This window comes from Paenibacillus sp. FSL F4-0125 (assembly GCF_038008565.1).
In the GTDB taxonomy this organism is placed as follows: Bacteria; Bacillota; Bacilli; order Paenibacillales; family Paenibacillaceae; genus Paenibacillus_AQ.
Genome location: NZ_JBBOZJ010000001.1, coordinates 4,234,808 through 4,247,730, shown reverse-complemented (window position 1 = coordinate 4,247,730; position 12,923 = coordinate 4,234,808). Strand labels below are relative to the sequence as shown.

Here is a 12,923-nt window from a genome sequence, read left to right as displayed (position 1 = left end):
GGAGGATTTAACATTGAGTAACTTTCCCTATGAGATGATGTTTGAGAAGCATGATATGCTCGAGAGATTGGATATTTCTATTCAATGGGGACATTACGAGATTACAGTGCTTAGATTTCATTTGATCTCTTTTCCGCCGGGAAGAGTCATAGATTTCCATAATCATTCTGAATTCGAATTTCATTTTATCCCACGAGGAAAAGGGGAAGTTATTCTAGGCGATCTAAAATACCCCTTGTCTGAGGGAATGCTCTATTTAACCGGACCGGGTGTGATGCATCGCCAAGAGGCGGACCCAGAAGAATCCATGGAAGAACTGTGTCTGCATGTGGACATCAAAGAGAAGTTCAGAGAGGATGCAGATCCTTGGGAGGTTGCGGAGGCAGAGACCTGTGTTCAGAAGCTAAAGGAGCTGCCACTAGTTCCGGCACAAGATTATCACGGCGCTATGAAGTGTTTTCTCGAAGCCTATGAAGCTTGTGAAGGTAAACTGACGGGATATTATACTTCCATTAAACATCTTGTTATCAGCATTTTATTAAAAGCAGTAAGAACGTATGATTCAGGTGGAATTCGAACAGAAGCGCCTGTTAGGGATATGTTAACTTATCGGTATCACTATGCCATTCAATATATGGAAGCTAATTATTCAGGAGCCGTTACCTTGGAGAATGTTGCGGAAAAATTGAATATTAGCGCTAGGCAGCTGCAACGAGTATTTAAGCAAGTGGATGCTGACAAATCTTTTAGTCGATCGCTTGAGGATATTCGATTACAAGCGGTCTGTCGAAAGCTTGAAGAAAGCAATTATCCGATAGAACAAATTGCTAAGTCGGAAGGATTTACGAATGCAACATATTTGCATATCGTATTCCGCAAGCGTTTAGGCATAACTCCGGCAACTTATCGAAATGCAAAACAAACCAATTAGAAGTGAGGGTGAAAGATATGAGTAAAGTGTTTCGCGTAGGAATTATTGGATGTGGTGGAATTGCAAATGGTAAGCATCTTCCAAGTTTGAGCAGACAAAGTAAGGTTGAGATCGTTGCATTCTGTGACATTATAAAAGAACGTGCTGAAGAAGCGGCGGAGAAATACGGAAGTACTGAAGCTGTTGTCTATACGGATTATACAGAATTGTTGAAAGATCAATCTATCGATATTATTCATGTACTTACGCCGAATGATGCTCATGCAGAGATCTCAATTGCGGCTTTAGAAGCAGGAAAACACGTCATGTGCGAAAAGCCAATGGCTAAGACGGCGGCAGATGCCAAACGAATGGTTGAGGCAGCAAAACGTACAGGTAAGAAGCTAACCATTGGATATGACAACCGCTACAGAGAAGATAGCCTGTATTTGAAAAAAGCATGTGAGTCCGGGGAGCTTGGTCATATTTATTTTGCAAAAGCACATGCCATCAGACGGAGAGCCGTACCGACATGGGGAGTTTTCCTCGATGAAGAGAAGCAAGGGGGCGGGCCACTGATCGATATCGGAACCCATGCGCTGGACCTAACGCTGTGGATGATGGATAACTATAAACCGAAAGTCGTGCTGGGTACCAAATATCATGAACTGTCTCAAAAAGAAGAAGCTGCAAACGCTTGGGGACCATGGGATCCGAAGAAATTCACTGTAGAAGATTCAGCCTTTGGAATGATCGTGATGGAGAACGGAGCTACGATTATGCTGGAAGCGAGCTGGGCACTTAATTCACTGGACGTACATGAAGCGAAGTGCAGCTTAAGCGGGACGGAAGCTGGCGCCGATATGAAGGACGGACTTAGAATTAATGGAGAGAAATTCAGTAAGCTGTACACCAATGAAGTCGAGCTTGGTGCAGGCGGTGTAGCCTACTATGAAGGTAAAGCAGAAAGTGCGCCTGACATCGAATTAAGAAAGTGGATCGAAGCTATTGAACAGGATAAAGACCCGGTTGTAACGCCTGAACAAGCTTATGTTGTTTCGCAAATATTAGAAGCAATATATGAATCTGCACAAACAGGCAAGGCCGTGTATTTAGATTAGATTTTGACAAGCACAACGATTTAGAGTAATATCCAACTGTGATTTAATGATAAGGATTTGAGACAAGACTCTCTCTTTACAGGGAGAGTCTTTTTGCTTTTTTTGCTTGTTGAGTACGGAGGAATAGGGGGATAATCATGGATACTGAAGAACGCAATCATGTGCTTATTGTGGAAGATGATGATAATATTAGACGATTTATATCTATCAATCTAACGAATAATGGGTTTGTGGTTAGTGAGGCTGCTTTTGGTGAACAAGCATTGCAGAGCTTTAATGCGAACCGGCCAGACGTTATTGTTCTGGACATCATGCTGCCGGATTCGAATGGGTTTGAGATTTGTCGCAAGATCAGAGAGCAGGACCCCGGGGTCATCATCATTTTCTTAACTGCACGTGGACAGGACTTGGATAAAATCAATGGCCTAGAAATTGGTGCCGACGATTACATTGTGAAGCCTTTTAATTCATTAGAACTGGTGGCACGGATTAAAGCGATATTGCGTCGTACAGAAACAGCTCTAAAACCGCAAAGAACTATACTTCAATCTGGACCGATTCGCCTGGATCTGAACTCGAACAAGATGTTTAAGCAGGATGACATTATTGAATTAACTCCGAAGGAGTTTCTATTGATGAAGACCTTTCTGGAGCATCCGGATACAGCACTCTCTAGGAATGAATTAATGAATTTGGTTTGGGGTGAGGATTATATTGGCGATCCAAAGACGGTGGATGTTCACGTGCGTAAGCTAAGAGAGAAGATTGAAGAGGATGCTTCAAACCCGCATTGGATTGAGACTGTATGGGGGCTCGGATACCGCTTTAGAAAGGATGGTTGAAGAATGGGGATTCAGAAAAGATTAGTGGGAAGCTATTTTGTAGTGATCTGTCTTACTGTGCTCATTCTTGAAGTTATTCTTAATATTTCTGTACGATATTATTATTTCCATAATATTGAGCAAACCCTGATGAATCAAGCAGAGCTGTCGGCTTCTTTTTATCAGCAATATTTTGGCGACGAGGATTTAGAGGAACAATCGGATAGATTGTTAAAGGGTTTTGCCAGCCATTCCGATGCACAGGTACAGATTATTAATGCTGAAGGTCGGCTGTTGCAGGATTCAAATGGAATCCAAGGCGATTTTACCATGACAGATTACATGGATGTGCAAGAAGCGATGAAAGGGCAGCCTGGCAGTTGGAAGGGGGAGGACCCTGTAACTGAGGAAGCTATTTTTGCGGTATCCTATCCTTTACAAGCCAAAGGGAATATTGTAGGGGAAGTCAGATTTATTACATCCTTAACGGAAACGATACATACAGTTAATCAAATTGCAGTTTTGCTGATCGGGGTAGGTTTGCTAGTGATTGGTATTGTCACCCTGCTTGGATTATTACTGTCGTGGACTATAACGAGATCTATTAAAGATCTAAAACTGGCAGCAGACCAAATGTCCGAAGGAGATTTCAGCATAAGAGTACAAAAGCGATACCAAGACGAGCTTGGTTCCTTGGCGGATACGTTAAATATGATGGCCAGTCGAATCTCGAAAAGTGAGCAACTTAAGAATGACTTTATCACATCCGTATCCCATGAACTGCGTACGCCTCTGACCTCGATCAAAGGCTGGGTAATAACTTTAAAGGCGGCTGGAGGAAGTAATCAAGCTCTGTTTCATGATGGGTTAGATATCATTGAATCTGAAAGTGACAGATTAACTCATATGGTGGATGAACTGCTCGATTTCTCCAAATTGGATAACGGAAGAATCGCTATTCATCTCACATCTGTGGATCTAACGGAGCTGTTGCAGCATATTGGCAGACAACTCACGCCTAGAGCAACCCGGCAAGGCATTTCACTCGAAGTGAAAATAGAAGAGAATCTGCCGGTCATTCAAGCTGACGAGAATCGTGTGAAGCAAGTCATGATTAATCTCATCGATAATTCGCTTAAATTTACTAGTTCCTCAGGTCGAATCCTTATCAGCGCCCATACGGTTCCAGGGAAAGTTGTAATTACGGTTGAGGATACTGGTTCAGGCATCGCAGAAACGGATTTAGAGAATGTGCGGCAAAAATTCTACAAAGGGGATCAACAAGCGTCAGGTAGCGGTTTGGGCTTGTCCATCTCCGAACAAATCATTACATTGCATCAAGGTGAGCTGCGAATAAGCAGTACTTTAGGCAAGGGAACGATTGTCCAATTTGACTTACCGAGAAAATAAGAACTCAAATTTAACTATTTCATAACCACTTTCATCTCTTTCACAGATAAAATACTATATATGCGGATAAGCAAGGAGTCGATGATCCAAATGCCGAGCAAATTCATAAAAATAGGTGCTATGTTAACAACGTTATTTTTGCTCGGAGGATGCGGAGTCCCAGCGACACCCGGAGAGCTGATTAAGCCTCCATCATCGGAAGCAAGCCTGCAGCGAGACAAAACGAGCCAGGAATTTATCAAATGGCTTCCCGACAAAGCTCAATTGATAACTCCGTTGGATGGACAAGAGGATAATGCGATCTCCTTTGGGGATATGGATGGTGACGGTATCGACGAAGCTGTAGTTGTATATGAGTACAGCAAAAACAAAGGTTCTTCTATAAAAGCAATGCTGCTTAGACAGGAAAATGAAGCGTGGCAAAAGATTTCGGAGGTTGAGGGGTTTGGGTATGGCCTGGATTATGCCGGATTCTATGATGTCGATGATGATGGGCATAACGAGCTCGCGCTGGGCTGGTCATTGGGTGAGGCAGGGAACGGCCTGGATATTTATACGCTGAGTGAAGATCAATTAAAGCTGTTATCGAAAAAGGCGTATCAGGGCAAATTTGATCTGAGATAATCATTCAACCAAATAATCCGTAGCACTTCAGCTTCATCTTCAAAGAAGGTGTATATGTGCTCAGCGGATTATTTATGCTGCTCATTTTCATGCATGTTTCCCGTACACAACAAGAAAAATACAGAAATTAAATAGAGGTTGGTTCATGATTATCTCCACCAAAATTGCAAAGCTGGACAGATCCGTACTTTTTCTCGTAACATGCCTAGTTGGTATTGGTACTGTTGCTATTTATGGAGCGACTACGGATACACGGTTAGACGGTCTTTATATTAGTTCTTTGTATTTATTTGCTATATTTTGCATACCCATGTTATTCATTGCGTTGGTAGATTATCAGATTCTATTGGGTAGGTTAGCGTATCTCTTATATGGTGTGGGTGTAGGTCTACTCGTGCTGGTTAAGTTGGTTGGAGAAAACCTCAACGGTGCCGTACGCTGGTTAAGTATTGGAAGCTTTCAGCTTCAACCCTCGGAGCTGGCTAAAATATGTACAGTGCTGCTCATTGCTCATCTATTGGGTAAACGAGAGGGGCAGCAGCTTCGTTTTTTTCAAGATTTAGTGCCGGTTTGTTTCGTTTTTTGTATTCCTTTTATTTTGATCATGGACCAACCTGACCTGGGTACAGCACTCGTTTTTGCTGGTATATTGCTAAGCATGCTTTGGATTGGTAACATCCGTGCGCTTTATATGCTCCTGATCCTCGGTGTTGTGATTATTTCGATCGGCACGATACTATGGCTGTATTATGCCAACTTCGACTTGTTATCCAAGATTGTCGAGCCCCATCAACTGTCACGAATCCAAGCTTTTTTAGACCCGCAGAGTGATCCTGATAAATCTTGGCATGTTAAAAACGCGATGATAGCCATAGGTTCCGGAGGATTATCGGGCAGTGAAGGTATTTTTTTGCGAAAAGGATATATTCCTTACGCGTATTCCGATTCGATCTATGTAGTTATCGGTGCAAAATACGGTTTTATAGGTTCATCCGTGTTGCTAATGCTTTATTTATTGCTCGTGTATCGCATGATCTTTATTGCGCTCGAAAGCAGGGATCGTGCGGGGGCATACGTTGTCACCGGATTTATCGCCATGATCATCTTTCAAGTTTCTGTTAACCTTGGAATGCATATGGGGTTGCTGCCCCTGACGGGGATATCATTGCCTTTTATTAGCTATGGAGGCAGCTCATTGCTCACTAATATGATTGCGATTGGCATAGTGCTAAGTGTCAAAGTTCATAAAGATGAAAGCTTGGATTGAAAAAGCTACTGGAACTGAGTGGAGGAAATTATGTCTAACAAACGCAAGTGGACAACAACCCGTAAAATTCTGATTAGCATTGGTCTTGTCATAGGAGCGACTATAATAGGGATTGGGGGGTATGCAGGGTATTTGTACAAAAAGACGGATGATGCGATTCAGCGTATGGCTGCTCCAGTCACCGTCCAGCCAACAGCTGCTCCAGCGGAAAAAAAAGAATCGGTATCGGTTGAACCAATGATTGTTCTGCTTGCCGGGGTAGATAGTCGGGACGGCGGTGGCGGGGTAATGAATACCGATGTGCTGATGCTTGTCAGCTTCAATCCGGATACCAAGTCGACGAGTTTCTTATCTATACCGCGGGATTTGTTGTTAAAACCTAAATCGTTACCTTCCCGCAAAGCCAATTATTATTATGCTTACCATTACATAAAAGACAAAACAGAGGCTATTCCTAATACAAAAGAGTTTTTCAGTAATTTACTGGGTCTGCCGATTGATCACATGGTTGTGGTGAATTTTGATGTGTTGCAGGAGACGGTGGACTTGCTTGGCGGACTAACCATTGATGTCGATATGGATATGAAATATACCGATTCGGCAGATGGGACGAACATCGACTTAAAGAAGGGCTTGCAGAAGCTGGACGGCAAACAAGTACTTGATTTTGTGCGTTACCGGAAATCGAATCAAGGAACGGCTGAATCCTCTGATTTTCAGCGCAATGATCGACAGCAGCAAGTAATTAAACAAATTCTGGATAAGCTGGGGAATTTCCAAGGCGTGTCCCAGTGGGGAAATGTATTGGATATCATTGGTGATAATGTGAAGACAGATATTCCTCAAGCGGATCTCCAGCAATGGTTATTGAACTTTCCGAAACTAAAACCAGACCATATTAATTCCTTACATGTGGAATCGCTTTGGAAGAGTCCATACGTGTATGTGAATAAAGAGGATCTTAAACAAGCGCTTACTACTCTGAGTACGGAAGCGGGCGTTAGCTCCGAAAGCTCATTACATTTGGAGAATATTGGGACGGTAGATTAACCTCAAGTTTGCAGAGAGTCTTCCCATTCCTATTCGAAAATCGTTTCAATAAAATGTTGTTCTATAAACTGCTCTTAGGAGCAGTTTTTTGCGTGCTCTTCTATTAATCCCGATAACCGTTAAAGTTATCCGCTAAGGGGTAGAGGCCCGGCTTCCAGACATAGTACCATGAACACAGCGATTATGAATCGTATATTGTTTTGGTTTTGTTGGGAGGAGAAGGGGATTTCATGAACTACAGACTGAGTATTATGTTTCTAATCGTACTTACAGGGATGATATCAATAGCCGCATTTAATCCGATTATTGGTCCGCTTGCTCGAAATCTGGGACTTAGTGATTTTCAATCAGGATGTCTGGTATCGGTTGCGGGACTTTGCTGGCTGCTCGGAGGATATTTCTGGGAAAAACAAACGTTCATGAGCCGAAAATGGCTGCTCGCTTCGATTATGTTCGTCTATATGGCAACACTAGTCATTTTTGCACTGCTGGCTGATTATGCAGTACATGCTGAGAGCAAAACTAGCCTATTTTGGAGTTTCTTTATACTTCGCGCAATCGCCGGCTTTTTCTTTGGAGGTATTCCGGCATTAGCACAAGCTTATGTTATGGGCTGGAGTACAAAAGAGACCCGTACACAGGGAATGGCATTATTCGGTGCAGCCAATGGACTTGGCTTCGTAGTAGGACCTGCAATGAGCGGAGGAATGGCTTCGCTGGGACTCACCTCACCAATGTACGCCGCAGCGATATTATTATTCACCTTGGCTATTTTATTTCTAGTGTTTATTCCTAAAGAAAAGAATATCGAGATCGAACGGCAGACGATTTCACTTTCACCCAACGACAAGAGGATACGCCTCTATTTATGGATTGGACTATTGCTATCGTTTGCTCTGAATATCGTGCAGGTTACTATCGGATTTTTTGTGCAGGATAGCCTTGGATATAGTACCCAGCAAGCTACTCAGTTAATTGGAACAGGTCTGGCTATCTCGGGAATAATGGTGGTACTCTCGCAAATTGTGATCAGTAAATATCTCAAATGGCATCCTAAAAAGGTGCTGCTAGTAGGGCTATTATTTGTGGCTTTGGGTCTGCTGGGCTTGTTATTGTTTATCAGATTTGCTTATGTAGACTTTACATTTTTGGGAATTGGCATCGGCTTTACATTGCTTGGCTACAGTGCGGGTGCTTCAATGGCGGTTCAAGATCACGAGCAAAGAAGCGTTGCTTCCTTTATTGCGGCCCTGCAAGGGGGGGGATCATTCATAGGTCCAGTTATAGGAACAGCTTTATATACCGCAAATATGGCACTTCCGTATGCTCTCTGCGTGCTGTTGATTAGTATTGTAGGTATCGCGAATTTGAAAAAAAGATCAGCGGATCGTGTGGAGAGTTGTTAAAAAGAAATGCTGTTCATAGAGTAGATTCGAAGCTGTCGAGGGAGTCTCGACAGCTTTTTATTCTGCAGCTTTCTGCAGGCAGTGGCTTTATGTAGAGAATAAGGAGAAAGAGTTTTTTACCTCGTAACTGCCTTCCAATTAATAGTATAATAAGAACTCGTAGGAGTTATTTGAAAAAAGTTGTATACATACTCATAATTGATGAATAAGGAGATGAGAGCATGACTGTAAAGACTACAGCGGAACAAATCCGCATTATCGAATATGATCCTTCTTATGCTAGGGCGGTAGCGGAAATGTGGAACCGTAGCAATGAAAGCTGGGGTGGAGGCACCAATCAGAGAACAGAGGATACAGTGCGCCGCGAGATGGAGATCTCATCCAATCTAAATGTGTTTCTCGCCGTTGATGGCGAGGAAGTGGTAGGCTTCTGCAGTTTTGCCCATTACCGTCAAGACGAAGGGGCTTTGTATGTCCCGCTGTTGAATGTAAGACCTGATTATCACGGATACAAGGTAGGTCGTAACCTGATTTTGAACGCTGTTCGCAAAACAATTGAAGCGGGCTGGCCGCGTCTTGATCTGTTTACTTGGGCAGGCAATACGAAGGCTGTACCGATGTATAAGAAATGTGGATTCTTTTGGGAAAAAAATGAGGATTACGTACATCTAATGAACTTTATTCCAACGGTTCTGCAAACGGAAGCACTTGCTCCTTATTTTGAGCAGCTGGATTGGTATGCAGATAGTACCCGTGAACTGCCCATTCAGCCAGATGGTCGCCGGGAGCGTGGTTTTGATTTCTTCGATTACACTTGGCAAAAGGGAGAACTCTCCTTACGCGCAGAATTCGAGAAGACCGGTCGCGGCCTGACGGCTCTGGATACACCTGACTATGAAATCTCCACGGAGATTGACGATCACGATCTTGTATTCGGTTCCACATATAAGATTCGTTATCACATTAAGAATCGTTCGGCGTCTGATCTGGCCATTGAGATCAAAGGGCAAAATGACAAAAATATTCAGTTTGCCTTGTCTGCTGCACCAACACTCGCGCCAGGAGAAACAGTTATCGTAGAAGGTGAGTTCGAGCTTGATCCGATTCGTGAAGAGCAAAACGACAAGAAGACTCACCCTGTGGTTATGAGCAAATGGATCATCGGTGGCAAGCGCGCTGAGTTTCGTATAGGTGTTGCTCCTAAATTCCCACTGAAAATGAGGATGGAGTTGCCAACACGTGAGCTGCATCCGGGTCTTCCCGCTGAGCTATTCTTAAATGTTGAGAATAATTTTGCAGCGGAAGCGGAATTTTCTTTTGATTTGCCAGAGGAAGAGTTTTTGACGTGGGCGGATCGGGCAGTAAGCTTCTCGGTTCCAGCTAAAAGTAAGGCTTCCGTCCAAGTACCCTTTACCCTAAATTCATATGGCCTTTATTCACGGGATATTGAGGTGACGGCCGTTCCGGCTGGAGAGAAGGCAGTGTCCTTCATCAGCAAATTATCTGTGCTAATGAAAGGAACACATGGCCGCTTTGGCGGGGAAAACGGGGATCAGTGGGTGGCTGTAAACGGCGCCTACTCCGTACATCTTAATCATAACGACAATGGGATGTGGATTGAATATCCCGGCTCGAGCCATAATTTCTGGTTGACCCATCCGAAGCTAGGTAAACCATTCGCCGAAGAATTCTCGAAGAAACAGGCTAAAACAGTAAAGATCTATTCCGAAGGAGAGGGCCAAGTTCTAGAGACCCTTTATGAATCAGATGAATTCCCGGGTCTGGAGATAAAAAGAGTGGCTAAGCTCTTTGCGAACGGAATCGCTGAGTTTTATAGCGAGGTACGCAATACTAGTAACCAAACGTTGGAAGAGGATATGTATCTGCTAACGAATTTCGGGTTTTTTGGCAAACGCCTCATCCTGCCCTATCAGGGTCGTTACGTAGATATGGGCGATGCTTATTCAGGCGATCCGGGTAATTGGGACAGCGCTCAAATTACGGAAAATTGGTTGTTCAGCAAGGAAGAAAACGTCACATGCGGCGTTTGCTGGGACCCTTCGTTGAAGCTGCTTCGTCCGGAGTATCCACTTGGACTGGAGCATAATCTTGGTCAAATCTCTGCTGGAGATGTCGTACGAACAAAGACGCTGGTGTTCGCTTTAAACACCTTCCTGAAGTGGTCGGATTTCCGCACCTTTGCACGGAAGCAGCTGGATCCGATCACACCGGTGTTGGATGATCATCTTGAATTAACGCTCGGCGGTGGAAACCTGTTTGCGGCGGGGGCGCTTCATGCGGAGTTACTCGAACGAAAGATGACTTCGCTTAACGGGAGCCTCGAGCTGTATGTACAAACGGATAGAGGAGAGGAGCAGAAAGTCGCTGAGATGGAGCTGCTAAGAGAGCAGAATCTGCACTCCGCGGGCTTTGAGCTCTCATCTGAGGAAGCGGAGACTTCTTCAGAACACAGCCAATCAGGACAGAAGGTTCGAGTCGTCTATCGTGGAGAGGATCGTATTCAAGAGCGAACAGGCCTCTGGTTCCCACAAACGGAAACAGCAGCCGTTGTCTGTGACACAGAAGAGGGACCAGCGGGTACTATTTACACTGTGAGCAACGGAGTTCTTTCTATTGCAGCTGCTCCTGAGTTCGGCAGTGTTGTGCATTCCCTGAAGCACCATGGAGAAGAATGGCTGGATAGCTCCTATCCGGAAGCAGCACCACGTTCCTGGTGGAATCCTTGGCATGGTGGACTCGGTGTGGGTATTTCAGGCATAGGTGGATTTAGTCGGTTGGAGGAGCCAAGAAGCGCAGCTTGGACCGAGCAAATGGATGCTCAGGGTAATGTATGGAAAGGATTACGTATCACTACTTCGATCGAGAAGCAGGAAAAGAACCGAGGAATTGTTGTTAATCAGCATTACCTTATGCTCCCAGGTGTCCCTGTGCTCTGTATGTTGCATTCGGTGACCAATGACAGCGGAATGACTCTGCCGAATTATTCGTTGTCGGAGGAAAATTATATCCAACCTTCGCCAGTCTATGCCGAAGGATGGATGGAATTCTCCAAGGAGGGTAAGTTCTTATTAGGAACGGTTGAATCCTATCTGGAGGCCAAGGGACTATTGCGAATTGGTGCATCTTCGCGTAAGGATATGCTGCATTTGGTGAGCAATCATCCGAATCAGAGTGCCTCGGCGTATGTGAACAATAAAGTATTTAATCACGGGGTGCATCATCACCTTCCACTTCTGAATGGAGAAACTGTGTGGACACAGCCGACCTTCCTGATCATGGGAGAACTCGCTCTGAACTCAGAGGATGTCCGCAGTCTTTTGAAGCTGACCTTTGCCAGACCTACTGACGAAAAGGAGATCTCAAATGCCGATCATTGATATTCACATTCATCTGTCGGACATCGACAGCTTTCATCAAACAGCACTGGATCTCTCCAAAGTCGATTACACTGCTGCCGGGCTCAAAGCAGAGTTTGATAAGAACGATGTTGTTCTTGGTATTGGAATGGGGGTCACGGAGCAGACGAAGGGAGCTTTCCCTGACTCCACTTCCCCTAATCCGATGGGCCTTGACTTGGAAGACACTGTGCCGCCTTTCTTAATGGAATGCGTGGGGATCAATCCGAACATGCTCGGAGGTAAGGATGCTCAAGAGGAGCTGGACCGAATTGAGGCACGGCTGCAAGCGTCCGAGGTAGCAGGCATTAAGCTCTATGCCGGGTACTATCATCATTACGTTTACGACAAAATTTATTCGCCGATTTATGAGTTGGCGGCCAAGTATGGTACGCCTGTCGTCATTCATACCGGTGATACGTACTCGATGAATGGATTGCTTAAGTATGCTCATCCTCTTACCGTGGATGAATTAGCGTTCCAACGGCGTGATGTGAATTTTATGATCTGCCATCTTGGCGATCCCTGGGTGATGGACGCCGCCGAAGTGGTGGCCAAAAATCCAAACGTCTATGCCGATTTGTCCGGCCTTGTGGTCGGTGACCGGCCTCATTTTGAACGGTTCATGAATGAACCACTGTTCATGGATCATTTTCGACGGGCGCTGGTGTACTCCGATCATTATGAGAAAATGTTGTTCGGCACGGATTGGCCACTCGCGCCTATTGACCTGTATGCGGAATTTGTCCGCCGACTCGTCCCTGAGCAGCACCATGAGAAAGTATTTTACGAGAATGCCTTCGCCTTATTTCCGCGCATTCAGCAGCGGATTGCGGCGCTCTAAGTATTACGAACAAGCCATCCCTTAGGATATCTAAAGGATGGCTTTTTTTTGTTT

General features: G+C 44.5%; 10 protein-coding genes. All 10 read left to right on the top strand.

Annotated elements, in window-relative coordinates; translation table 11 throughout:
• The first annotated feature begins 13 nt into the window (after positions 1–13).
• The 10 genes from NST74_RS18865 to NST74_RS18820 all read left to right on the top strand — a co-directional run bounded on the left by NST74_RS18865 (position 14) and on the right by NST74_RS18820 (position 12,869).
• On the top strand, positions 14–931 hold the full coding sequence (locus tag NST74_RS18865; protein ID WP_231573819.1) for a helix-turn-helix domain-containing protein: 918 nt from the start codon (positions 14–16) through the stop codon (positions 929–931).
• Positions 932–948: 17 nt separating this feature from the next.
• Positions 949–2,031, top strand: coding sequence for a Gfo/Idh/MocA family protein (locus NST74_RS18860; RefSeq protein WP_341113807.1), 1,083 nt, complete (start codon positions 949–951; stop codon positions 2,029–2,031).
• 137 nt (positions 2,032–2,168) lie between these two features.
• Positions 2,169–2,873, top strand: a complete 705-nt coding sequence (locus tag NST74_RS18855; RefSeq protein WP_341113806.1) for a response regulator transcription factor — start codon at positions 2,169–2,171, stop codon at positions 2,871–2,873.
• Between the two features lie 3 nt (positions 2,874–2,876).
• Positions 2,877–4,262 carry a sensor histidine kinase gene (locus NST74_RS18850; RefSeq protein WP_076121128.1) on the top strand — a complete coding sequence of 462 codons (1,386 nt, stop codon included), beginning with the start codon at positions 2,877–2,879 and terminating at the stop codon, positions 4,260–4,262.
• Positions 4,263–4,352: 90 nt separating this feature from the next.
• Positions 4,353–4,886: a hypothetical protein gene (locus NST74_RS18845; protein ID WP_076121127.1), complete on the top strand. Its 534-nt coding sequence runs from the start codon at positions 4,353–4,355 to the stop codon at positions 4,884–4,886.
• 145 nt (positions 4,887–5,031) lie between these two features.
• Positions 5,032–6,153: an FtsW/RodA/SpoVE family cell cycle protein gene (locus NST74_RS18840; RefSeq protein WP_341113804.1), complete on the top strand. Its 1,122-nt coding sequence runs from the start codon at positions 5,032–5,034 to the stop codon at positions 6,151–6,153.
• A 30-nt stretch (positions 6,154–6,183) separates the two neighbouring features.
• Positions 6,184–7,203: an LCP family protein gene (locus tag NST74_RS18835; RefSeq protein ID WP_341113803.1), complete on the top strand. Its 1,020-nt coding sequence runs from the start codon at positions 6,184–6,186 to the stop codon at positions 7,201–7,203.
• 230 nt (positions 7,204–7,433) lie between these two features.
• Positions 7,434–8,609, top strand: a complete 1,176-nt coding sequence (locus NST74_RS18830) for an MFS transporter (protein WP_341113802.1) — start codon at positions 7,434–7,436, stop codon at positions 8,607–8,609.
• Positions 8,610–8,830: 221 nt separating this feature from the next.
• Positions 8,831–12,007, top strand: coding sequence for a GNAT family N-acetyltransferase (locus NST74_RS18825; protein ID WP_341113800.1), 3,177 nt, complete (start codon positions 8,831–8,833; stop codon positions 12,005–12,007).
• The gene (locus NST74_RS18820; RefSeq protein WP_341113799.1) at positions 11,994–12,869 is read left to right on the top strand and encodes an amidohydrolase family protein; all 876 of its coding nucleotides are present in this window, start codon (positions 11,994–11,996) and stop codon (positions 12,867–12,869) included. Before NST74_RS18825 ends, NST74_RS18820 begins: the two co-directional genes overlap by 14 nt.
• Positions 12,870–12,923: the final 54 nt, after the last annotated feature.